We start from the raw sequence: 23084 nt of genomic DNA, 5'->3' as shown, positions 1-23084 counted from the left end.
CGCGGCCGACGGCTTCACCGCCCTGAACACGGTCTCGACGATCAGCTCGTTCCTGCTCGGTCTGTCGATACTGCCGTTCCTCTACAACGTGTGGAAGACCGCGAAGTACGGCAAGAAGATCGAGGTAGACGACCCGTGGGGCTACGGTCGTTCGCTCGAGTGGGCGACGTCCTGCCCGCCGCCGCGGCACAACTTCCTCACCCTGCCGCGGATCCGCAGCGAATCCCCGGCGTTCGACCTGCATCACCCTGAGATCGCGGCCCTCGAGCAGCTGGAGCACGCCGGCGCCATCGCGGGCAGCAAGGAGGCCGGCAAGTGAAGATCCAGGGCAGGATGTTCATCTGGCTGAGCGTCTTCATGCTCGTCATGGCGATCGTCTATGGCGTGTGGTCGAAGGAGCCGGCCGGAACCACGGCGCTCTTCCTGGCCTTCGCCCTGAGCATCATGATCGGCTTCTACCTGGGCTTCACCGCCCGGCGCGTCGACGCGGGTGCCCAGGACGACAAGGAGGCCGACGTCGCGGACGACGCGGGTGAGCTGGGCTTCTTCGCCCCGCACAGCTGGCAGCCGCTCGCCCTCGGCATCGGTGGCGCGCTGGCCTTCCTCGGCATCGCGGTCGGCTGGTGGCTGCTGTACTTCTCGGCTCCGATCATCATGATCGGCCTGTTCGGCTGGGTCTTCGAGTACTACCACGGTGAGAACCGCACCCAGTAGCAGCCGCTGAGCGCTCCCAGGAGCCCGGACACTCCCTCAGGAGGTCCGGGCTCCTGCTTTTCTGCCCACGGCGCCTTTTTCCGTACGGCCATTCCCTCGAAAGGGTCACTCAACGCGCCGGGATTGACGAACCTCCTTAACGTGGGGCGCATGAGCAAGCTTCCGCGCACCCGCACCGTCGTCGGCTGCACTCTGCTGGTCACCGCCCTCGGCGCGGGCGTCACCGCCTGTGGCTCGGACGGCAACCCCCTGTCGGCCGAGCCGTACGACGCGGCGGATCAGATCTCGTTCAACGCCCCCACCGGTGCCGGGAAGAGGGCCGACCCCGACAAGCCCCTCGAGGTCACCTCCAACGGCGACGGGCGCATCACGGACGTCACGGCCGTGGACAGCACGGGACGCTACGTGGCGGGCGAACTCGCCGCCGACGGCAGCCGCTGGCACAGCACCTCCCCGCTCGCCGCGAACGCCCACTACACGGTGCGGATCAGCACGGAGGACGAGGACGGCGCCCCGGGCCGCAAGGAGCTCACCTTCGACACCAGCAAGTCCACCGACAAGAAGACCCTGGACGTCACCTTCGGGCCGAAGGCGGGCGCGTACGGGGTCGGACAGCCGGTCACGGCCGACCTCAACCAGCCGGTGAAGGACAAGGCCCAGCGCGCCGTCGTCGAGCGCGCCCTCAGGGTCGACTCCGTCCCCGCCGTTCAGGGCTCCTGGTACTGGGTGGACGACAAGCAGCTCCACTTCCGCCCCAAGGAGTACTGGCCGGCCCACGCGACCATCACCGCGCACAGCAACCTGGAGGGCGTGAAGGTCGGCGACCGGCTGCGCGGCGGCAAGGCCAAGGATCTGAAGCTCACCATCGGCGACCGGATCGAGGCCATCACGGACGCCGCCACACACCAGCTGACGGTCTACAAGAACGGCGCCGAGATCAAGAAGCTGCCGGTCACCACCGGCAAGCCCGGCTTCGAGACCCGCAACGGCGTCAAGGTGGTCCTGGAGAAGCAGTACCTCGTACGTATGCGCAGTGAGACCATCGGCATCTCCGCAGGCACCTCGGACTCGTACGACCTGCCGGTCTACTACGCGACCCGTGTCACCTGGTCCGGCGAGTACGTCCACGCCGCGCCCTGGTCCGTCGGCTCCCAGGGCTACGCCAACGTCAGCCACGGCTGCACCGGCATGAGTACCAGCAACGCCGAGTGGTTCTACGACTACGTCCACCCCGGCGACATCGTCAAGGTCGTCAACTCCAACGGCAACACGATGGAGCCCTTCGGCAACGGCTTCGGCGACTGGAACGTCGACTGGACGAAGTGGCACACAGGAAGCGCCCTGACCGGCACAGGAACCCCGGACGCAGCGGCACAGCAGGCAGCGGCAAGGTTGCAGCCAACGGCGGTGTAACGCCCTTGAGCGGGGGCGCGGGGTTTCCCGCGCCCCCGCTCACTAGGCGCTCTGCAACTTCTTCTGCCGCAGAAGAGAGGCCAGAGCAGCCGCGAACTCCACCGGCTCCACGGGCAACGTCACCGCAGCCTCGGCCCGGCTCCACGTCGCGAGCCACGCATCCTGCGGCCGCCCGATGAGCAGCAACACCGGCGGGGCGTCGAACACTTCGTCCTTGATCTGCCGGCACAGCCCCATGCCCCCCATGGGCACGGCCTCCCCGTCCAGGACGCACACGTCGATGCCGCCCTTGTCCAACTCGCGCACGACCGCCGCCGGCGTCGCGCACTCCACGAACTCGACCAACGGGACGTCAGGGGCGGGCCTTCGGCCGGTGGCCATCCGTACCTGCTCGCGGGTGTTGGAGTCGTCGCTGTAGACCAGCACCGTGGCGGTCGGCTGCATTGTTCCTCCGGGACGTCGGCGTCGTACGGACGGGACGGACAGGGCCGTTCGAGGCGGATGTTACTCCCCTGAACACCACGTCAACACCGGTATGGCGGGCAGAGACACTCCGAACGGCACCCCCCGGAGTGAGGGCGAGATAAGCGACCGACATAATGTCGGTCGTGGCGACAGCAACGACAGTAGAAACCGGGCACGCGCACCCGTCGGTCAACCGGCCGAACCTCACCAGCGTCGGAACCATCATCTGGTTGAGTTCCGAGCTGATGTTCTTCGCGGCCCTCTTCGCGATGTACTTCACCCTTCGATCGGTGACCGGACCGGATCACTGGAAGGCGATGGCGCACGCCCTGAACGTGCCCTTCTCCGCGACGAACACCACGATCCTGGTGCTCTCCTCCCTCACCTGCCAGCTCGGCGTGTTCGCCGCCGAGCGCGGTGACGTGAAGAAGCTCCGCGGCTGGTTCATCGTCACCTTCATCATGGGTGCGATCTTCATCGGCGGTCAGATCTACGAGTACACCGAGCTGGTCAAGAAGGACGGCATCTCGCTGTCCTCCGACCCGTACGGCTCGGTGTTCTACCTGACCACCGGCTTCCACGGCCTGCACGTGACGGGCGGTCTCATCGCCTTCCTGCTGGTCCTCGGCCGCACCTACGCGGCGAAGAGGTTCACACACGAGCAGGCGACCGCCGCCATCGTCGTGTCCTACTACTGGCACTTCGTCGATGTCGTCTGGATCGGCCTTTTCGCCACGATCTACTTGATCAAGTGATCGGCGCGCCGGACGACGGCGACCGATCCATCCCAGAAGCATCGACGCAGAAGATCCTGACACCGGGGTAATCCGTGAAAAAGCTCTCCGCACGACGACGCCATCCGCTGGCGGCGGTCGTCGTCCTACTCCTTGCGCTGGCGGCCACTGGGGGGCTGTACGCCGCGTTCGCGCCCGCGAGCAAGGCGCAGGCCGATGAAACCTCCCAGTCCCTGACCATCGAGGAGGGCAAGAAGCTCTACTCGGTCGGCTGCGCCAGCTGCCACGGCACCGGTGGCCAGGGCTCCTCCGACGGCCCCAGCCTGGTGGGCGTGGGCGCCGCGGCGGTCGACTTCCAGGTGGGCACCGGCCGCATGCCGGCCGCCACCTCCCAGGGCCCGCAGGTCCCGAGCAAGAAGAACATCTACACGCAGGGCCAGATCGACCAGCTCGCGGCGTACATCGCCTCGCTGGGCGCCGGTCCCGAGACGCCGACCTCCGCGCAGTACGGCCCTGAGGGCGCGGACATCGCCAAGGGCGGTGAGCTGTTCCGCACCAACTGCGCGCAGTGCCACAACTTCACCGGCAAGGGCGGTGCCCTCACCAAGGGGAAGTACGCGCCGAACCTCGAGGGCGTCGCCCCGAAGCACCTCTACGAGGCCATGCTCACCGGCCCGCAGAACATGCCGTCCTTCCCCGACACCACGCTGTCGGAGAAGAACAAGAAGGACATCATCGCGTACCTGAACGCGGTCAACAGCGACCAGACGAACAACCCCGGCGGCCTCAGCCTGGGCGGCCTCGGGCCGGTCAGTGAGGGTCTGTTCGCGTGGATCTTCGGACTGGGCGTACTGATCGCGGTCGCCGTCTGGGTCGCCGCTCGGACCGCAAAGGCCAAGAAGTCATGAGTAGCCAAGACATTCCAGAAGAGAACCTGCCCGCTGAGCAGGAGGCCGCGCACGTCGCGGTGAGCATCGCGGACGAGAAGGACCCGTTCGCCGACCCGGGGCTGCCGCCCCACGAGCACCGGATCCAGGACATCGACGAGCGGGCCGCCAGGCGGTCCGAGCGCATGGTGGCCCTGCTGTTCACGGTGTCGATGCTGGCCACCGTCGGCTTCATCGCCGCGTACGTGGGGATCCCGCGCGACAAGTCGATCTTCGTCTTCCCGATCGGTCACCTCAGCGCGCTGAACTTCACGCTGGGCCTGACCCTCGGCGTGGCGCTGTTCTGCATCGGTGCGGGCGCGGTCCACTGGGCCCGCACCCTGATGTCCGACGTGGAGATCGCCGACGAGCGCCACCCGATCGAGGCCGAGCCGGAGGTCCGCGCGAAGGTCCACGCGGACTTCAAGCAGGGCGCCAAGGAGTCGGCGATCGGCCGCCGCAAGCTGATCCGCAACACGATGTTCGGCGCGCTCACCCTGGTGCCGCTGTCCGGCGTCATCCTGCTGCGCGACCTCGGCCCGCTGCCCGGCACCTCGCTGCGCCACACGCTGTGGTCGAAGGGCAAGCTGCTCGTCAACATGAACACCAACCAGCCGCTGCGTCCCTCGGACGTCCAGGTCGGCTCGTTGACCTTCGCCAAGCCCGAGGGCCTGGAGGACACCGACGAGGAGTTCCAGACCGAGATCGCCAAGGCGGCCCTGATGATCGTCCGGCTGCAGCCGGACAACATCAAGGACAAGCGTGAGCTCGAGTGGTCGCACGAGGGCATCGTGGCGTACTCGAAGATCTGCACCCACGTGGGCTGCCCGATCTCGCTGTACGAGCAGCAGACGCACCACGTGCTGTGCCCGTGCCACCAGTCCACCTTCGACCTCTCCGACGGTGCCCGAGTGATCTTCGGCCCCGCCGGTCACGCCCTGCCGCAGCTCCGCATCGGCGTGAACGACGAGGGTTACCTCCAGGCGCTCGGCGACTTCGAGGAGCCCGTCGGTCCTGCATTCTGGGAGCGCGGATGAGCACTACGACCAACGACGAGTCCCGCACCCGCGGGAAGGCGCCGGCCGGCGAGCGAGTCGCCGACTGGGCCGACGGCCGGCTCGGGATCTACTCCCTGGCCAAGGCCAACATGCGCAAGATCTTCCCCGACCACTGGTCGTTCATGTTGGGTGAGGTCTCCCTCTACAGCTTCATCATCATCATCCTCACGGGTGTGTACCTGACGCTGTTCTTCCACCCGTCGATGAACGAGGTGGCGTACCACGGCAGCTACGTCCCGCTGCAGGGCCAGCTGATGTCCGAGGCGTTCAACTCGACCGTGCACATCTCGTTCGACGTGCGCGGTGGTCTGCTCGTGCGGCAGATCCACCACTGGGCCGCGCTGATCTTCCTCGCCGGCATGTTCGTGCACATGATGCGCGTGTTCTTCACCGGCGCGTTCCGCAAGCCGCGTGAGATCAACTGGCTGTTCGGCTTCCTGCTGTTCGTCCTGGGCATGTTCACCGGCTTCACCGGTTACTCGCTCCCGGACGACCTGCTCTCCGGCACCGGTGTCCGCTTCATGGAGGGCGCGGTCCTGTCCGTGCCGATCGTCGGCACGTACCTGTCGTACTTCCTCTTCGGCGGACAGTTCCCCGGCCACGACTTCGTCGCCCGGTTCTACTCGGTCCACATCCTGCTGCTGCCGGGCATCATGCTCGGCCTGGTGGTCGGCCACCTGATCCTGGTCTTCTACCACAAGCACACGCAGTTCGCGGGCCCCGGAAAGTCCGAGAAGAACGTCGTGGGCATGCCGCTGCTGCCGGTCTACATGGCCAAGGCCGGAGGTTTCTTCTTCCTGGTCTTCGGTGCCATCGCGGCCATCGCGGCGGTCGCGCAGATCAACCCGATCTGGGCCATCGGCCCCTACCGTCCGGACCAGGTGTCCACCGGTGCCCAGCCCGACTGGTACATGGGCTTCTCCGAGGGGCTGATCCGCTTCATGCCGGGCTGGGAGGTCAACTTCTGGGGTCACACGCTCGTCCTGGGCGTGTTCATCCCGCTGGTGATCTTCCCGCTGGTCCTGGTCGCGATCGCGGTCTACCCGTTCATCGAGTCCTGGGTCACCGGCGACAAGAGCGAGCACCACATCCTGGACCGCCCGCGCAACGCCCCGACCCGCACCGGCCTCGGTGTCGCCTGGATGACGGTGTACCTGATCCTGCTGGTCGGCGGTGGCAACGACCTGTGGGCCACGCACCTCCATCTGTCGATCAACGCGGTCACCTGGTTCGTCCGGATCTTCGTCTTCGTCGGCCCGGTCATCGCGTTCCTCCTCACCAAGCGGATCTGCCTGGGTCTGCAGCGCCGCGACCGCGAGAAGGTGCTGCACGGTCGTGAGACCGGCATCATCAAGCGCCTGCCGCACGGTGAGTTCATCGAGGTGCACGAGCCGCTCAGCCAGGAGCAGCTGCACACGCTCACGGCTCACCACCAGTACGAGCCGGCCGAGATCGGTCCGACGGTCGACGAGAACGGCGTCGAGCGGAAGGTGAAGGGCTCGCAGAAGCTCCGCGCCAAGCTCAGCGACGCTCTGTACGGCGAGGAATCCCAGATCTCGAAGCCGACCGTCGACGAGTACAAGGAGATCACGAGCGGCCACGGCCACCACTGATCGTCCGCGTCGCCACGCCACGCAGAAGGGCCTCGTCCGGTGTTCGGACGGGGCCCTTCGCCATGTCCCGCGGTCGATAGGGTGGAGGCAGCCTGTACGTGTCTACGAACCAGGAGCGGCTGATGAGCGCTGTGACCCCCGCCGGAGGCGACACCGCGGCGGCCCGTTCCTGGCCCGCCGTCCTGAACGCCCTGCTCGCCGGGCAGGACCTGAGCGCCGACGACACGGCGTGGGCCATGGACCGCATCATGAGCGGCGAGGCCCAGGACGCCCAGATGGCAGGCTTCCTGGTGGCACTGCGGGCCAAGGGCGAGACGGTCGAGGAGATCACCGGTCTCGTCGAGGCGATGTACGCCCACGCGAAGCCGCTGCACATCCCGGGACCGGCCGTCGACATCGTCGGCACCGGCGGCGACATGGCCAAGACGGTCAACATCTCCACGATGTCGTCCATCGTGATCGCGGGGACCGGCGCGAAGGTCGTCAAGCACGGCAACCGGGCCTCGTCCTCGGCGAGCGGCTCCTCCGACGTCCTCGAGCAGCTCGGCATCAACCTGGACCTGTCGCCGGAGCGGGTGGCCGAGGTGGTCGAGGCGGCCGGCATCACCTTCTGCTTCGCGGCCAAGTTCCACCCGTCGATGCGGTTCGTCGGTGCGGTCCGGCGGGACCTTGGGATTCCGACCTCGTTCAATCTGCTGGGCCCGCTGACCAACCCGGCCCGGGTCACCGCCTCGGCCATCGGCTGCTTCGACACCCGGATGGCCGGGCTCATGGCGGGCGTGCTGGCCGAGCGCGGCTCGTCCGCGCTGGTGTTCCGCGGGGACGACGGCCTCGACGAGCTGACGACCACCGCCACCTCCCGGGTGTGGGTCGTACGGGACGGCAAGGTCACCGAGGAGGCCTTCGACCCGCGCGACGTCGGCATCGAGCTGGTGCCGGTCGAGGCGCTGCGCGGCGCCGACCCGGCCTACAACGCCGGCGTCGCCCGCCGCCTCCTGGACGGCGAGACGGGCCCTGTCCGGGACGCCGTACTGCTGAACTCGGCCGCGGCGCTCGTCGCCCTGGAGCCGGGGGACGGTCCGCTGACGGACCAGATCCGGGCCGGGATCGCGAAGGCCGTGGAGTCGATCGACTCGGGCGCGGCGAAGCGCACGCTGGAGCGCTGGGCCGCCGCCAGCAACGCGTAGGACGACGCTGATCGATGTCCCGCGATCCGGACATGGGTTGCGGGACATCGATCACGTCACGTAGGTTCCCGTACCAGGTCATGAGTGACAGTCATGAGGCCCCGGCCGACTGTCCGGCAACCCTCCGTCCGTGGCGGGGTGCCCCGGGTGAAGACCAGGCCGCAGGCAGCGAGGTCTGCGGCAAGCGCGGACCCCTCGAGAAACCAGGGGTCCTGGTCGTCGAGGAGCCTTCCGTGAGCAAGCGAATGCGATAGGGCCGCAGAGCCCCGCCTCCGCATCCCCCTTTTTCACCCCACCGTCGCTGAGCCCTGTCCGCTCGCGCGTCGGCTGTGCCTTTTCTTGGGGTCCCCCCAACTTCTTGGGGTCCCCCCAACCCCCTCACCTGCTCTCACGGGAGTTCGTCATGTCCGTCAGCACCGCTGCCGTCGACCAGTCCGTCTGCGCCCCGCTGTCCGTCCTGGGCCGGGACGTCACCGTCCCGCTCGTCACCGGCGGCGACGTCACGCACGCCGCGCTCGACTACGCCGCCAGCGCCCCCGCGCTCCAGCGCGTCTGGGACGACGTGGCCGCCTACGCGCCCTACTACGGCAGCGTCCACCGCGGGGCCGGCTACCTCTCGCAGCTGTCCACCGACCTGTTCGAGAACGCCCGCGCGACCGTCGCCGAGTTCCTCGACTGCCGCACGTCCGACCAGGTGGTCTTCACCCGCTCGACCACCGACTCCCTGAACCTCCTGGCCGCCGTGCTCCCGGCCGACTGCCAGGTCTTCGTCTTCGAGACCGAGCACCACGCGTCGCTGCTGCCCTGGAGGGGTGCCCGGGTCACCTGCCTCGATGCCCCGCGCACCCCGCACGAGGCCGTCGAGACCCTGGAGCGGGCCCTCGCCGGCCGCGACCCCCACGGCCCGGCCCTCGTCTGTGTCACCGGCGCCTCGAACGTCACCGGCGAGCTGTGGCCCGTACGCGACCTGGCCACGGCGGCCCACGCGCACGGCGCGCGCATCGTGCTCGACGCCGCCCAGCTGGCCCCCCACCACCCGGTGTCCGTGCGGGACCTCGACGTCGACTGGGTCGCCTTCTCCGGCCACAAGCTGTACGCCCCCTTCGGCTCCGGTGTCCTGGCCGGCCGTGCCGACTGGCTCCAGCAGGCCGAGCCCTACCTCGCGGGCGGCGGCGCGAGCCGCAAGGTCACGCGGCGCGAGGACGGGGGAGTGTCCGTGGAGTGGCACGAGAGCGCCGCCCGCCACGAGGCCGGCTCCCCGAACGTCATCGGCGCCTACGCGATCGCGTCGGCCTGCAAGGCCCTCACGGAGGCGGGCTTCGACACCCTGGTCGCCCGCGAGCAACACCTGATCGAGAAGGTCCGTGCAGGCCTGGCCGAGGTGCCCGAGGTGCGCGTCCTCTCCCTCTTCGGCGAGGACGCTCCCCGGGTGGGCGTGCTCTCCTTCGTGGTCGAGGGCTGGAACAGCTCCCACTTCGCCGCGGCGCTCTCGGCCGAGTACGGCATCGGCGTCCGCGACGGCCTCTTCTGCGCCCACCCCCTGCTCCGCACCCTGCTCGGCACCGACCCCCAGACCCAGGGCGAATGTGGTGCCCCTGAGGCGGCCCCGGGCGAGAAGTCCCTGAACGCCATCCGAGTCAGCTTCGGCGCGGGAACGCCGGACGAGCACGTCGAGCGCTTCGTGACGGCGGTACGCGAACTGATCACGAACGGCGCGAAGTGGACGTACAGGACGGAGGGCGGCCGCTGCGTCCCGGCGGTGTGAGGTTCTGCCGCTGCCGTGAGGCGGTGTTCAGGGGATCAGGAGTCGAGTCCGATCGCGAACGCCGCCTCCAGGTCGTGCTGTGAGTACGTCCGGAACGCCACATGCGTGTCCGTACCCTCCACCCCCGGAATCTTGCTGATCCGCCCCGGAATGACCTCGGCCAGGTCCTCGTGCTGCCGGACCCGGACCATCGCGATCAAGTCGTACGTGCCGGTGACGGAGAAGACCTCGCTCACCGAGTCCAGCGAAGCGATCTGCTCCGCGATCTCGGGGATCCGGTCCACGCTGGTCTTGATGAGGACGATCGCGGTGATCACGGCTGGTTCTCTCCCTCGGGAGCCGGAGCTGGGGCGGCCTTCACTTTAGCCCGCCCGTCTCCCACCACCGCCTTTCGAAGGCCGCCCTTCGGGCCTCCCTTCTTTCCGAACCGCACCCACGCGAAGGCGAAGCCCAGCGAGAAGCCCACCAGGTGGGCCAGATAGGCGACCCCGGGCCCGGACGACGCCTGCCCCGCCGCCAGCCACTGCAACGCCGCCCAGAACGGCAGCACGACCCACGCGGGGAATCGCAGCGGGAGGAAGAACAGGAACGGGAGGAGACTGGTGACACGCGCCCCGGGGAACAGGAACAGGAACGCGCCGAGGACCGCCGAGATCGCCCCGGACGCACCCACCAGGGACTGCTGGGAGGAGCTGTTGGCGGCCGCGTAGCCGAGCAGCGCCAGATAGCCGCAGCCGACGTAGAAGAGGAAGAACTGCACGCGGCCCATCCGCTCCTCGGTCATCGCTCCGAAGACGTAGAGGAAGAGCATGTTGCCGAGCAGATGCACCCAGCTGCCGTGCACGAACAGCGCCGTCGCCGGGGTGAGGGCCTCCCGCGCGGGCCCGTCGAACAGGTTCGCGGGGACCACGCCCCAGCGGTGGAAGTACGCCCGCTGCGCGGCGAGCAGGGCGTCGCCGGTGCCGTACGACGGATTGAGCCCTGAGGCGGGGGAGATCATGAAGATCAGGCAGCACAGGACGATCAGGGTGTACGTCATCGGTGCCGCCGGCCCCCGTGGGGTTCGGAAGGTCCTGTCGGCCGCCCTGTTCCAGTTACTGATCACGAATACAGAGCATGACGTACCCGGACGCACTCGCACAGACCGCCTCGCCGCCGTGGACGGACGGGCGTCGAGGAGCCACCAGGCCGTAGGGTTACGACCCACACGCGTCGGGGAGACGACGTGTCACGGACACTAGAAGGAAGCGAACAGTCACGATGCCCGTTCCCCTGCCGACCGCCACGACGCGGTGGCGCTGCACCCTCTGCGGCAACCTCACGCGCTTCGACGTGACCCGCGCCTCGAAGGTCGTGGAGTACGTCCACCTCGATCTGGCCGGTGAGCCGAAGGTCGAGGAGCGCGAGGTGCTCAGTGAGACCATCGAGTCGGTGCGCTGCCGTTGGTGCAACGCGGTGGACCAGGTGGAACTGGTGGACAGGCCGGGCGCCGACTCCTGACCGAAGGAGGCGGCCCCGCACAGGTGATGGGGTGTGACGGATGGTGGAGACCACAGGCGGGGGGCCGGGCGACGGCACCGCTGAGGTGCTTGACCGTCCGCTGCCCGACGGGGTGCGTCGGCGTGTCGTGCAGATCGTGTCGGACGGCTTCGGCGGGCTGACGGTCGGCGAACTGCCCGCCCAATTGCGGCAGTATGCGCGCTTCGCCCCGAATCGCCGGGCCAAGTTCGCGGGCAACGCGATGGCCGCGGCCCTGGAGACCGACACGCTGTTCCGCCAGCGCATCGGCGAGAAGCTGAGAGAGGCCCAGCCGGAACTCGCCGGCGCCCTCGACTCCGGCTCGCCGCCCCCGGCCGCGGATCCGCTCGACGTGGCGGCCGCGGCCTATGTGCTGCGTCCCACCGGCTGGGTGAAGCTCGTCACCGCGGCCGGCGAGGAGGCCCAGCGTGCGGACGCGGAGCGGGCCGACGAGGAGAGCCGGGCCGAACTCGAGCGGCTGCGTGAGGAGTTGGAGAAGGCTCGCGAGCAGACCCGCACGGAGACCGAACGGCTGCGCACGGAGCTGGAGTCGGCGAAGAAGGAAGCCGAATCGCTTCACCGCAAGTTGCGCGCCGCCCTCAGTGACGTCAAGCGGGGCGAGGCCGCGCTGCGCAAGGTACAGGGCGAGATCGAGGCCGTACGCGCCGACGGGCAGGCGCAGTTGTCCGCCGCCGTGAGCGAGACCCGGCGGCTCAAGGCCCGGCTGGGGGAGGCGGAAGCCGCGCTCGAGGCCACCCGGCGAGCGGCTCGCGAGGGACGCAGCGTCGAGGACATGCGGGTACGGCTGCTGCTCGACACCGTGCACGAGGCGGCCCAGGGGCTGCGCAGGGAGCTGGCGTTGCCGCCCGTCTCGGTGCGTCCCGCCGAGACCGTGGACGCGGTCGAACCGGGACGAATGACCCCGAAGGACATCGCGGCGCGGGCGCTGTCCGAGCACGACCCCGCGATCCTGGACCAGTTGCTGGCCCTCCCGCAGGCGCATCTCGTCGTCGACGGCTACAACGTCACCAAGACCGGCTATCCCCAGATGCCGCTCGAGAAGCAGCGCCTCAGGCTCCTCGGTCAGCTCTCGCAGCTCGCCGCGCAGACCGGCGCGGAGGTCACGTGCGTCTTCGACGGCGCCGAACTGGCCGCGCCCGTCCTGCTCGCGCCGCCGCGCGGCGTCCGGGTGCTGTTCTCCAAGCCCGGCGTCACGGCCGACGAGCTGATCCGCCAACTGGTGCGCGCCGAACCGCCGGGCCGTCCGGTCATCGTCGCCTCGACCGACCGCGAGGTGGCCGACGGAGTCGCGAAGGCGGGTGCCCGACCTGTCGCCTCTGCGGTGCTTCTCAAGCGACTGTCGTGAAGGTCGACGTACGGGCTCAATGCCCGAATTGACCCGTCTCGTGCGCCACCTAGTGTCAAGTCGGCATCACAGCATGTGAGTTGTGTGCAAAGAATGCATGCTGTGACGAGATTTTTCGCGTGAGGATTTGAACTGATCACAGCAAGGTCACTAGGGTCGGGCCTCGAACCTCCGCACGGGTGATCACTCAAAAGAAGGAGCCCGTCTCCGTGGCGTCCCACCGTCGACCCAAGCAGCCCAGTCGCACGCGCGTGACCGTGCTGACCACCGCAGCCGCCGCTGCCGTCGCGCTGAGCGCTCAGGCCGCCAATGCGGCGCCCAGTGAGAAGCCCAGCAAGAGCGAGGTCAAGGCGAAGGTCGACAAGCTCTACGAGGAGGCCGAGCAGGCCACCGAGAAGCTCGACGGCGCCAAGGAGAAGCAGGAGAAGCTCCAGAAGGAGATCTCCACCATCCAGGACACCGTCGCGCGCGGCCAGGAGGAGCTCAACAAGCTGCGTGACGGCCTGGGTTCGATGGCCACCGCGCAGTACCGCTCGGGCGGTATCGACCCGTCGGTCCAGCTCTTCCTCTCGGCGGACCCGGACAGCTTCCTCGACAAGGCTTCCACGCTCGACCAGTTGAGCGCCCAGCAGGTCGAGGCCCTGAAGAAGATTCAGGACAAACAGCGTGAACTCGCCCAGGAGCGGACCGAGGCCACCGAGAAGCTCAAGGACCTCGCCGCCACCCGCACCGAGCTGAGCAACAAGAAGAAGGAAGTCCAGGCCAAGCTTGCCGACGCGCAGAAGCTGCTCAACACCCTGACGGCGCAGGAGAAGGCGGCGCTCGCGGCCGAGGAGGCCCGCGCCAGCCGGTCCTCCGCCGCCCGCGTCGATCTCGGCAACGTCGGCTCCGCCTCCGGGATCGCGGCCGCCGCCTTCTCCGCCGCCCAGAAGGCCATCGGCTCGCCCTATGTCTACGGCGCCACCGGCCCGTCCTCCTTCGACTGCTCGGGCCTGACCTCCTGGGCCTACGCCCAGGCCGGCGTCGGCATACCCCGCACCTCGCAGGCGCAGGCCGGCGCCGGTACGCGCATCTACAGCCAGAGCGACCTCAGGGTCGGCGACCTGGTCCTGTTCTACGGCGACCTGCACCATGTCGGTATCTACGCCGGCAACGGCCAGGTGCTGCACGCCCCGCACACCGGTGCCACCGTGCGCTACGAGTCGATCAACAACATGCCCTTCCAGTTCGGCGTCCGGATCTGATCCGCACCGGAGACCCGGTGTCGGTGGCGCCCGAACGAGCGAATCACGCGAACCGGAACTGACCCCGCGCCCCGCCGTTGACCTGCGTCAGCGGCGGGGCGTCACGTTGTGTGGCCGTCGGCGCCTTTGGCCGCCGCGTGTCCGCGCGGTTACTGTCTGCCGCGTTTCCCTCACCGCCGGGGCCCCGCGCCCCGGCACCGGGAAGCGGCAACTGTCAGCCAGCGGAAGGAAGTGCGGCATCTCGTGGTGTCCCATCGCCGCTTTGCACCGTCCGGGTTCGACCGGGGCGCCGGCGCGGCCCTGAGCGTGTTGTCCGCGACGGCCGTCGTTCTCGGCGCCGTACCGGCGGGCGCCACGCCGCACGCCGACACCCGCGCGGAGGTGGACCGCCTCTACGAGGAGGCCGAGAAGGCGACCGAGGCCTACAACAAGGCCGACGAGCACGCCGGAACGCTGCGCAGGCAGCTCGGAGACGCGCAGGACCACATCGCCCGGCAGCAGCAGCGCGTCAACAGCCTGCGGGAGAAGGTCGGTTCGCTGGCCGGGGCGCAGTACCGCTCCGGTGGCATCGACCCCGCCGTCGCCCTGCTCCTGTCCGCCGATCCCGCGGACTACCTCGACAAGGCCTCCCTCGTCGACCGGATCGGCGCGTACCAGGCGGGCGAGCTGAGACAACTCCAATGCGCCCTGCGCGAGTTGGCCCAGGAACGCGCCGAGGCGGCACGGAAGCTCGCCGACCTGGAGAAGAGCCGCACGTCGGTCGCCACGCAGAAGCGGACCGTCGAGCAGAAACTCGCCAGGGCCCGGGAACTGCTCGACTCCTTGCCGTACGCGGAACGCGCCGCCTACGAGCGGGCCTCCCGCGGCGGCCGCTTCGACTTCCCCGGCTTCGGGGACGCCACGCCCCCCGACGCCCGTGCCGCCGCCGCGGTCGCCGCCGCCCGCTCCGCCCTCGGCCGTCCCTATGTGTGGGGCGCGAGCGGCCCGTTCGGCTTCGACTGCTCGGGCCTGATGCAGTGGTCGTACGCCCAGGCCGGAGTCCATCTGCCGCGCACCTCGCAGGAGCAGCGGTACGCGGGCCGGCACGTCCTGCTCTCCCAGGCGCGCCCCGGCGACCTGGTCGTCTACCGCTCCGACGCGAGCCATGTGGCGATGTACGTGGGCAACGGCCAGGTGATCCACGCCCCCCACCCGGGCGCGCCGGTGCGCTACGACCCGGTCGGGATGCTGCCCGTCTCCTCGGTCACCCGGGTCTGACCTCGCGCCGCGCCGTACGATCGGGAAATGGCTGGTCGCGGACGGGCGTGGCGCTCGGGAGTCGTGGGGCTCGCTCTGGTACTCATCTCCCTGACGGGATGCGGCGGGCGGCCCACGACCGACTCGGCGACGGCCGAGGTGCAGCACGTGCTCGACCGGCGGGCCGCCGCGCTCCTCCGCCACGACGCGGCGGCGTACGGCGAGACGGGCACCCGCACCGCCTACGACCACCTCCGCGCGGTGCCGCTGGCGTCCTGGTCGTACCGCCTGACCGGCCTGCACCGCAGCGGCTCCACCGCCACCGCCGACGCCCGCCTCAGCTACCGCGTCCGGGGCTACGACAACGCACCCGTCGTCAGCGGACGCCTGCTCACCCTGAAGGTCACGGCCGACGGCGGCTGGTACGTCGCCTCGGACCGGCCCGCGAAGAAGGCGGGCGAGCAGTTGTGGGACCAGGGCACGGTGAACACCGTGCAGGGCGAGCACAGCCTCGTCATGGGCGTCGGGCAGTCCGGCACGGCGCTGCACGCGTACGCGCGGCTCGCGGACCGTGCCGTCCCGGCGGTCTCGCGGGCGTGGGGGACGGACTGGACCCGGCACGTCGTCGTGCTCGTACCGGGGTCCCTGGAGGGGATGGCGGGCCTCCTCGGCTCGCCCGCCTCCTCCTACCGCGGGATCGCCGCCGTGACCACCGGTGAGGCGGGAGGCTCCGGCGCGGCGCCCGCGGACCGGGTCGTCGTGAATCCGGAGGCGTACGCCCTCCTCGGTGACGTCGGCAAGCAGGTCGTGCTCACGCACGAGACGACCCATGTGGCCACCCGCGCTCACACGAACCCGGCCACCCCGCTGTGGCTGTCCGAGGGCTACGCGGACTGGATCGGCTATCTCGGCACGGGCCGTACGCCCGCACAGGCCTCCCCGGAACTGGCCCGCGCCGTCCGGGACGGTGAGGTGCCGGACGCCCTGCCCACCGACGAGGACTTCGGCTTCACCGGTGACCCCGGAAGGCTCGCCCGCGCCTACGAGGGCGGCTGGCTGGCCTGCCGGATGATCGCCGACCGGTGGGGCGAGGTCCGGCTCGGTCAGTTCTACCGGGCCGTCGGCACCCATCCGAAGCGGGCGGGCGCGGTCGAGGACGCGATGAAGCGGGTGCTCGGAACGACGCTGGAGGCGTTCACCGCGCAGTGGCGGGACTATCTCCGGGATCGGCTCGGCTGAGCAGCTCGATCGCCTCGCGCAGCCACGCCCGCTCGGCCTCCCCGGTGGCGCGCGCGATCCGCAGCATGCCCTGCCGGAACAGACCGCCGGCCTCCTCCGCCCGCACGGGCTGCCCGTCCCGGTAGAAGAAGCTCGCCGGGGTCTCCAGGAACACGAGGCGGCGGCGCAGCACGGCGGCCTGCTCCCGCCGGTCCGGCAGTCGGTGCAGGAAGGCGAGGACCGTGTTGAAGCGCACGTGGTCGGTGACGTCCTGCTGCCGGGGGTGCCGCAGCCGCTCCAGGAGGTCCTCGCGGCCCTTCTCGGTCAGCGACAGCACCCGGCGCGGGGCGGCGCTCACGCCGTCCTCGGTGCGCTGCTCGAGGCTGCCCGCGGCGACGAGCCGGTTGATGGCCGGGTAGAGGGCACCGTCGCTGACCGGGCGGACGTGGCCGCTCAGCGCCTTGATGCGTTCCTTCAGCTCGTATCCGTGCAGCGGTTCCTCGGCCAGGAAGCCGAGGATCGACAGCTCCAGCACGCCGGATCCTCCTTGCGGACGTCGTGTCGCCATGATACCTCTTTTCGAGCTACCTCGAATCGAGGTAGCTCGAAGCCAGGGGGTCCCGCATCGTGAACGCCCACCGCAAGCAGCTCATCGCGCTCGCCCACCCCGTCTACCTCTCGCTCCTCGCCTCGGTCGCCAGCGGGATCATCAACACCGTCTGGGTCTCCCGGCTCGGCTCCGCCGCCGTGGCCGCCGTCGCCGTGGCGACCAACGCCGAGAACGTGCTGCTCGGCATGGCCCTGGTCTTCGCCTCGGGTACGACCGTGCTGGTCGCGCACGCCCGGGGCGCCCGGGACCCTGCCGCCGTACGGGCCGCGGTGCGCGGCGGCTGGGCTCTGTTCGGGCTGGTCACACCCCTCGTCGTGGTGGGCGGTCTGCTGCTGCGCGAGCCGCTGGCCCGGCTGGTGCTCGGCGGCGGCGAGGGCGCCGCCCTGCCGCTCGCGACCGCCTACTTCGCCGTCTCCCTGCCTGGCATCGCCGTCTTCTTCGCCCAGCAGCTCGTCGACGGCATCCTCAAGGGGACCGGTGACACCCGCACCCCGATGCGGCTCGCGCTGCTGGCCAACGGGCTGATCCTGGTCTGCGACCCGCTCCTCATCCACCTCTACGGCGTCCCGGGCGCCGCCGTCTCCACCGTGCTGTGCCGGTGCGCCGCCCTGGCCGTCGGACTGCGCGCCCTGCGCCGCAACGCACTGCTCAGGACAGCCGCACAGGTGCCGCCAGCCGAGCCGGTGCCCACGGCCCTGCGCCGGACCCTGACCACCGGGCTGCCCATGTCCGCCGACTTCACCGTGCGACAGGGCGGTGCGCTCGTGCTGGTGGCGATCGTGGCGCGGCTCGGGGTGACGGCCGTGGCCGCCTACTCCATCGCGTACAAGGTCATGTACGTAGCCACCATGGCCTTCTACTCCGTACGCCAGGCCGCATCCATCCACACCGCGCACACCCGGGGCGAGGGCAACGACTCGCGCCGGGACATCGGGCGGCAGGCGGTGCTCGTCTCCGGCACGCTCGGTCTCGCGGCGGCGGTGCTGTTCGCGGCCGGTGCTCCGTGGATCATGGCCGCCTTCGGTGCGGGACCCGGCGTCGCCCACCAGGGCGTGCTGTTCCTGCGCTGCGTCGGCCCCTACCTGCTGCTGATGGCCTGCTTCATCGCGCTCGGCGGGGTCTTCGAGGGCAGCGGGGGAGCCCCGGTGCTGCTGCGTGTCACCCTGCTCGGTACGGCCGTCCAACTGCCGCTGGCGTACGGCCTGTCGGGGCTCGGCCTGCCGGGCGTGTGCCTGGCGCTCGCGCTCGCGATGGCCGTGCAGTGCGCGGCGGTCGCCGTACGGGCGCGGCGCGCCCGGCGTCAGGAGGAGACCGGGGTCTGTCTGGTGCGCGCCGCCTGAGCCGGCAGCGGGGTCGAGGCCGGTGCGGAGACCGTGGAGCGCCACAGCGCGCGGGCCGCGGTGACGGTGGCCGCGACCAGCAGGCCGTTGCGCAGCAGGAGCAGACCGATGCCGTACCCGTCGCTGACCACGACGTGCGAGAAGCCCAGCGGGAACTCCAGGACCGTCACGAAGCATGCCGCCAGCAGCAGAAGCGCGGGCACACCCATCCGGCCGGCGCGGAAGCACAGGCAGACGGCGGCCAGGCCCAGCAGCCACACCAGGTACTGGGGGCTGATCACCCGGCTGGTGACCGTGAACATCAGCACCGCCGTGAACACCGCGTCCGCGATCGTGTGCGGCGCCCGGTGCACCGCCCGCAGCCGCCACAGCAGCAGCCAGCCGAAGGCGACGCCGGTCAGCGCCAGGGCCGCGGCGCTGACCACGTCGACGTACGGGCCGAGGAATTCCACCGATCCGTAGTTCAGCAGCACCTCGCCCCGCCAGCCGAAGTGCCGGGCCACATGGAAGACCAGCGCCCCCAGCGACTCCACCTCGGTGCCCCGGTCCCGCTGGAAGGTGACGAAGGCGAAGGCGCCGGGCATGGCGAGCGCGAACAGGGCCGCCACCCCGGCTGCGGTCACCGCCGCCGCGCCCCACGCCCGCCGTCGCACGGCACCGAGCAGCAGCAGCACCGGCCACACCTTGACCATGGCCGCGAAGCCCGCCAGCGCCCCCATCAGCCGGGGGTGCCGGGCGCCGGCGAGCAGCGCGGCCACCGCCACCGCGGTCACCATCACGTCGTAGCGGGCGTAGGCCGTCGTGCCGAGCAGCGGAAGGCCGGCCACCCACACCCAGGCGCCGCGCAGTGACCGGCCGGGGCGCGGTCCGGTACGGCACAGCAGCGCCAGGACGACCAGGTCGGCGAGGCAGGCCAGGACGAAGAAGGCGCTCGTGTAGCCGAGGAAGGGCAGGACGGCGGGGGAGAGGATCGCGAGGGCGGCGGCGGGCGGGTACTGCCAGGTCACGTCGTCCAGCGGGAACGTCCCGTGGCGCAGGACCTCGTACCAGCCCCGGTAGATGACGGACACGTCGGACGTGACGTCGGCGCCCGGGAAGACGAACACCCGGAACACGAGGAGCAGCAGCACCAGCCGGGTGAGACCCCAGACCCCGAGCAGTCCCGTCAGGGTCCCGCGCGCGCCCGCGATGTCCACCATGAGCTCCTGTCCGTCGCCGTCCCTCGAGGGGCCATGATGACCTGTGGACCTGTACGCGGTGTCTCGACGCACCCGTATGGCACACACCCGTCCGGCAACGTCCCCCTCCGAGCGGGAAGGCCTCGCCGGTCAGGTACGGGCCGGCGGTGACCGGTAGGGTCGGCGGCGATGCACAAGACCCTGATCGTGACCAACGACTTCCCGCCCCGGCCCGGCGGGATCCAGGCGTTCCTGCACAACATGGCGCTGCGGCTGGATCCCGAGCGGCTGGTCGTCCATGCCTCCACATGGAAGCGCGGCCGGGAGGGCGCCGAGGCCACCGCGGCGTTCGACGCCGAGCAGCCCTTCACGGTCGTACGGGACCGTACGACGATGCTGCTGCCGACGCCCGCGACGACCCGGCGGGCCGTCGGGCTCCTGCGCGAGCACGGGTGCACGTCGGTGTGGTTCGGGGCGACGGCGCCGCTCGGGCTGATGGCGCCCGCGCTCCGGAAGGCGGGCGCCGAGCGGCTGGTGGCCACCACGCACGGGCACGAGGCCGGATGGGCCCAGTTGCCCGCCGCGCGGCAACTGCTGCGGCGGATCGGGGACGCCACGGACACGATCACCTACCTCGGGGAGTACACGCGCTCGCGGATCGCGGACGCGCTCTCCCCGGCGGCGGCCGCGCGGATGGCGCAGCTGCCGCCCGGGGTCGACGAGAAGACCTTCCACCCGGACTCCGGCGGCGACGAGGTGCGGGCGCGGCTCGGGCTGACCGACCGGCCCGTGGTGGTGTGCGTGTCGCGGCTGGTGCCCCGGAAGGGCCAGGACACGCTGATCCGGGCCATGCCACGCATCCTCGCCGCACAGCCGGACGCGGTGCTGCTGATCGTCGGCGGCGGGCCGTACGAGACGGACCTGCGCCGCCTCGCCGACGAGACCGGCGTCGCCGCCTCGGTGCGTTTCACGGGTGCCGTGCCCTGGTCGGAACTGCCCGCGCACTACGGCGCCGGGGACGTCTTCGCCATGCCGTGCCGGACCCGGCGGGGCGGCCTCGACGTCGAGGGACTCGGCATCGTCTACCTGGAGGCCTCCGCGACCGGCCTGCCGGTCGTCGCCGGCGACTCCGGCGGGGCGCCGGACGCGGTGCTCGACGGCGAAACGGGCTGGGTCGTCCGGGGCGGCTCCCCCGACGAGGCCGCCGAACGCGTCACCGCCCTGCTCGCGGACCCCGAACTGTGCCACCGCATGGGCGAGCGGGGCAGACAGTGGGTCGAGGAGAAGTGGCGCTGGGACCTCCTGGCGGAGAAGTTGAAGACGCTGCTGTAGAGCCCCGTCAGGGGCGGGGGCGAACCCGGCACCCCGGATGGCGCCCCGAATCGGGCGGAGTCCCGCGCGGCCGAGCCCGGCGCCGTCGAATCCGCTCCCGCCGTAGTCGTCGGCTCCGCTACGGCGGTGCCGTCGCCGCGCTCCGCCTCGGCGAGGCCGGCGTCCGCACCCTTGTCCAGTACGTCCGCCGGGGCGCCGGCGGCGGCTCGCTCGTGCCCGGTTCGATCGGCGTGAAACCCTTCGTGACCATCAGCGCGCTCGCCGAACGCACCATGGCGCGGGTCCTCGCCGAGGACACCGCGCCACGATGTGACGTCCCGTCAGAGGGCCGCTACTTCTGGTAGATCGCCTCGATCTCGTCCGTGTAGTCCTTCGCCACCACGCTCCGCTTGAGCTTCAGGGACGGCGTGAGGTGGCCCGACTCCTCCGTGAACTGGGAGGGCAGAATGCGGAACTTCCGCACCGACTCCGCCTTCGACACCGCGGCGTTGCCGTCGTCGACAGCGGCCTGGATCGCCGCGAGCAGATCCGGGTCCTCGCGCAGCGACGCCGCGGTGGAGCCCGCCGGCTTGCCGTGCTCGGCGGCCCAGCGGCCCAGGAACTCCTCGTCGATGGTGACCAGCGCGCCCACGAAGGGCCGCCCGTCGCCCACCACCATGCACTCCGCGACCAGCGCGTGTGCCCGGATACGGTCCTCGATCACGGCCGGAGCGACGTTCTTGCCGCCCGCGGTGACGATGATCTCCTTCTTGCGGCCGGTGATCCGGAGGTAGCCGTCCTCGTCGAGGGTGCCGATGTCACCGGTGTGGAACCAGCCGTCGGCCAGCGCCTCGGCGGTCGCGGCCTCGTTGTTCCAGTAGCCCGTGAACAGGTGCTCGCCGTGCAGCAGCACCTCGCCGTCGTCGGCGATGCGGATGACCGAACCCGGCAGCGGCTGCCCGACCGTGCCGATCTTCTGCCGGTCCCAGGGGTTGAACGCGGTGGCCGCGCACGACTCGGTCAGGCCGTAGCCCTCCAGGACCGTGAAGCCGATGCCGCGGAAGAAATGGCCGAGCCGCTCGCCCAGCGGGGCGCCGCCGGAGATGGCGTACTCGCCCCGGCCGCCGAGCACCGCGCGCAGCTTGCTGTAGACCAGTTTGTCGAACGTCTTGTGCTTGATCTTCAGACCGAGCGACGGGCCCGAGGGTGTGTCCAGCGCCTTGCTGTACGCGATCGCGGTGTCGGCCGCCTTGTCGAAGATCTTGCCCTTGCCGTCGGCCTGCGCCTTGGCGCGCGCCGAGTTGTAGACCTTCTCGAAGACCCGCGGAACACCCAGGATCAGCGTCGGGCGGAACGCGGCCAGCTCGTCCGTGAGGTTCTTGATGTCCGGGACGTTGCCCAGCTTGATCGGCGCGATCATCGGCGCGATCTGCACCAGCCGGCCGAAGACGTGGGCCAGCGGCAGGAAGAGCAGCACCGAGCACTCGCCCGTGCGGAACAGCGGGCGCAGCCGCTCCACGATGTTGCCGCACTCGGCGAAGAAGCTGCGGTGGGTGAGCACACAGCCCTTCGGGCGGCCGGTGGTGCCGGAGGTGTAGACGATGGTCGCCGGGTCGTCGGCCTTGGCGAGCGAGCTGCGCTCCTCGACGGTCGCGTCGGTGATGTCGCTGCCCAGCCGGCCCAGCTCCGCGACACCCCCGCCCTCGATCTGCCAGACCTGCGTCAGCCGGGGCAGCCGGTCGCGCACCGAGTCGACGGCGGCGGCGTGGCTGCCCAGCTCCACGATGCAGGCGGTGGCGCCCGAGTCGGAGAGGATCCACTGCACCTGCTCCGGCGAACTGGTCTCGTACACCGGCACGGTGACAGCGCCCGCGCTCCAGATCGCGAAGTCGAGGAGCGTCCACTCGTACCGCGTGCGGGACATCAGGCCGACGCGGTCGCCGGGTCGCACCCCGGAGGCGATGAGCCCCTTGGCGGCAGCGCGCACCTCGGCCAGGAAGTCCTGGGCCGTCACGTCCTGCCAGACACCGCCGACCTTCCGGGCGATGACGGCGACGTCCGGATGCTGCGCGGCGTTTCTGCGGACGATGTCGGTCAGATTGCCGTCCGCGGGGACCTCGTACAAAGCGGGTCTTCATAGTTGAGCGGTGCGGAGGTGCCCGCGGGCTCGGCGGGTGGTGACGCAGCG

Annotated in this window: 21 protein-coding genes, 1 pseudogene and 1 riboswitch; of the genes and pseudogenes, 16 read left to right on the top strand and 6 right to left on the bottom strand. The window is 70.4% G+C overall.

Annotation, left to right across the window (positions count from 1 at the left end):
• The 3 genes and pseudogenes from IEZ19_RS44380 to IEZ19_RS44370 all read left to right on the top strand — a co-directional run.
• Positions 1-319: pseudogene (locus IEZ19_RS44380) on the top strand (aa3-type cytochrome oxidase subunit I); the annotation flags it as partial.
• Entirely contained in the window at positions 316-714 is a 399-nt protein-coding gene (locus tag IEZ19_RS44375) for a cytochrome c oxidase subunit 4 (RefSeq protein ID WP_189317074.1), read from the top strand. The pseudogene IEZ19_RS44380 and the gene IEZ19_RS44375, both read left to right, overlap by 4 nt.
• Before the next feature lie 150 nt (positions 715-864).
• A complete protein-coding gene (locus IEZ19_RS44370; RefSeq protein ID WP_189317073.1) occupies positions 865-2127 on the top strand; it encodes a L,D-transpeptidase in 1263 nt (420 codons plus the stop codon).
• A 42-nt stretch (positions 2128-2169) separates the two neighbouring features.
• Here the strand turns inward: IEZ19_RS44370 and IEZ19_RS44365 are convergent, their stop codons facing one another.
• Positions 2170-2571, bottom strand: a complete 402-nt coding sequence (locus tag IEZ19_RS44365) for a response regulator (RefSeq protein ID WP_189317072.1) — start codon at positions 2569-2571, stop codon at positions 2170-2172.
• Between the two features lie 155 nt (positions 2572-2726).
• Between IEZ19_RS44365 and ctaE the strand changes: the two genes are divergently transcribed.
• The 6 genes from ctaE to IEZ19_RS44335 all read left to right on the top strand — a co-directional run bounded on the left by ctaE (position 2727) and on the right by IEZ19_RS44335 (position 9875).
• Positions 2727-3347, top strand: a complete 621-nt coding sequence (gene ctaE, locus IEZ19_RS44360; RefSeq protein ID WP_189317071.1) for an aa3-type cytochrome oxidase subunit III — start codon at positions 2727-2729, stop codon at positions 3345-3347.
• Between the two features lie 74 nt (positions 3348-3421).
• The gene (qcrC, locus tag IEZ19_RS44355) at positions 3422-4234 is read left to right on the top strand and encodes a cytochrome bc1 complex diheme cytochrome c subunit (RefSeq protein ID WP_189317070.1); all 813 of its coding nucleotides are present in this window, start codon (positions 3422-3424) and stop codon (positions 4232-4234) included.
• On the top strand, positions 4231-5289 hold the full coding sequence (gene qcrA, locus IEZ19_RS44350) for a cytochrome bc1 complex Rieske iron-sulfur subunit (RefSeq protein ID WP_189317069.1): 1059 nt from the start codon (positions 4231-4233) through the stop codon (positions 5287-5289). Before qcrC ends, qcrA begins: the two co-directional genes overlap by 4 nt.
• Positions 5286-6923, top strand: coding sequence for a cytochrome bc1 complex cytochrome b subunit (gene qcrB / locus IEZ19_RS44345; protein ID WP_189317068.1), 1638 nt, complete (start codon positions 5286-5288; stop codon positions 6921-6923). Before qcrA ends, qcrB begins: the two co-directional genes overlap by 4 nt.
• Before the next feature lie 122 nt (positions 6924-7045).
• On the top strand, positions 7046-8110 hold the full coding sequence (gene trpD / locus IEZ19_RS44340) for an anthranilate phosphoribosyltransferase (protein ID WP_189317067.1): 1065 nt from the start codon (positions 7046-7048) through the stop codon (positions 8108-8110).
• A 76-nt stretch (positions 8111-8186) separates the two neighbouring features.
• Positions 8187-8303: riboswitch (SAM riboswitch) on the top strand.
• A gap of 210 nt (positions 8304-8513) precedes the next feature.
• Complete coding sequence (locus IEZ19_RS44335; RefSeq protein ID WP_189317066.1) at positions 8514-9875, top strand: aminotransferase class V-fold PLP-dependent enzyme; 1362 nt, start codon at positions 8514-8516, stop codon at positions 9873-9875.
• Between the two features lie 35 nt (positions 9876-9910).
• Here the strand turns inward: IEZ19_RS44335 and IEZ19_RS44330 are convergent, their stop codons facing one another.
• Together IEZ19_RS44330 and IEZ19_RS44325 are read right to left on the bottom strand one after the other, a co-directional pair.
• Positions 9911-10192: an Lrp/AsnC family transcriptional regulator gene (locus IEZ19_RS44330; protein WP_100572304.1), complete on the bottom strand. Its 282-nt coding sequence runs from the start codon at positions 10190-10192 to the stop codon at positions 9911-9913.
• Complete coding sequence (locus tag IEZ19_RS44325) at positions 10189-10980, bottom strand: rhomboid family intramembrane serine protease (protein WP_189317065.1); 792 nt, start codon at positions 10978-10980, stop codon at positions 10189-10191. The genes IEZ19_RS44330 and IEZ19_RS44325 overlap by 4 nt, the downstream gene beginning before the upstream one ends.
• 155 nt (positions 10981-11135) lie before the next feature.
• On the opposite strand from IEZ19_RS44325, the gene IEZ19_RS44320 reads away from it, so the two are divergent.
• From IEZ19_RS44320 to IEZ19_RS44300, 5 genes are all read left to right on the top strand, one after another.
• Positions 11136-11375 (top strand): hypothetical protein, encoded by a 240-nt coding sequence (locus IEZ19_RS44320; protein ID WP_189317064.1) that lies wholly within the window; start codon positions 11136-11138, stop codon positions 11373-11375.
• Positions 11376-11415: 40 nt separating this feature from the next.
• Positions 11416-12759, top strand: a complete 1344-nt coding sequence (locus IEZ19_RS44315; protein ID WP_189317063.1) for an NYN domain-containing protein — start codon at positions 11416-11418, stop codon at positions 12757-12759.
• 209 nt (positions 12760-12968) lie between these two features.
• Positions 12969-14003, top strand: coding sequence for a C40 family peptidase (locus IEZ19_RS44310; protein ID WP_189317062.1), 1035 nt, complete (start codon positions 12969-12971; stop codon positions 14001-14003).
• Positions 14004-14246: 243 nt separating this feature from the next.
• A complete protein-coding gene (locus IEZ19_RS44305) occupies positions 14247-15260 on the top strand; it encodes a C40 family peptidase (protein WP_189317061.1) in 1014 nt (337 codons plus the stop codon).
• Between the two features lie 27 nt (positions 15261-15287).
• A complete protein-coding gene (locus IEZ19_RS44300; protein ID WP_189317060.1) occupies positions 15288-16478 on the top strand; it encodes a hypothetical protein in 1191 nt (396 codons plus the stop codon).
• Here the strand turns inward: IEZ19_RS44300 and IEZ19_RS44295 are convergent.
• Complete coding sequence (locus IEZ19_RS44295) at positions 16435-16992, bottom strand: PadR family transcriptional regulator (RefSeq protein ID WP_189317076.1); 558 nt, start codon at positions 16990-16992, stop codon at positions 16435-16437. The two genes, IEZ19_RS44300 and IEZ19_RS44295, sit on opposite strands and share 44 nt — an antisense overlap.
• 92 nt (positions 16993-17084) lie before the next feature.
• Here IEZ19_RS44295 and IEZ19_RS44290 point away from each other — a divergent pair, with 92 nt between their 5' ends.
• Positions 17085-18407: an MATE family efflux transporter gene (locus tag IEZ19_RS44290; protein WP_189317059.1), complete on the top strand. Its 1323-nt coding sequence runs from the start codon at positions 17085-17087 to the stop codon at positions 18405-18407.
• On the opposite strand, the gene IEZ19_RS44285 is transcribed toward IEZ19_RS44290, so the two are convergent.
• Complete coding sequence (locus IEZ19_RS44285) at positions 18368-19603, bottom strand: glycosyltransferase 87 family protein (RefSeq protein WP_189317075.1); 1236 nt, start codon at positions 19601-19603, stop codon at positions 18368-18370. The two genes, IEZ19_RS44290 and IEZ19_RS44285, sit on opposite strands and share 40 nt — an antisense overlap.
• A 171-nt stretch (positions 19604-19774) precedes the next feature.
• On the opposite strand from IEZ19_RS44285, the gene IEZ19_RS44280 reads away from it, so the two are divergent.
• On the top strand, positions 19775-20917 hold the full coding sequence (locus IEZ19_RS44280) for a glycosyltransferase family 4 protein (protein WP_189317058.1): 1143 nt from the start codon (positions 19775-19777) through the stop codon (positions 20915-20917).
• 331 nt (positions 20918-21248) lie between these two features.
• Here the strand turns inward: IEZ19_RS44280 and IEZ19_RS44275 are convergent, their stop codons facing one another.
• The gene (locus IEZ19_RS44275) at positions 21249-23021 is read right to left on the bottom strand and encodes an AMP-dependent synthetase/ligase (RefSeq protein ID WP_189317057.1); all 1773 of its coding nucleotides are present in this window, start codon (positions 23019-23021) and stop codon (positions 21249-21251) included.
• Positions 23022-23084: the final 63 nt, after the last annotated feature.

It is taken from the genome of Streptomyces brasiliensis, assembly GCF_014647875.1.
Classification (GTDB): domain Bacteria; phylum Actinomycetota; class Actinomycetes; order Streptomycetales; family Streptomycetaceae; genus Streptomyces; species Streptomyces brasiliensis.
Note: the sequence above shows the minus strand (reverse complement) of the source record. Positions and strands in the feature narration are given on the sequence as shown.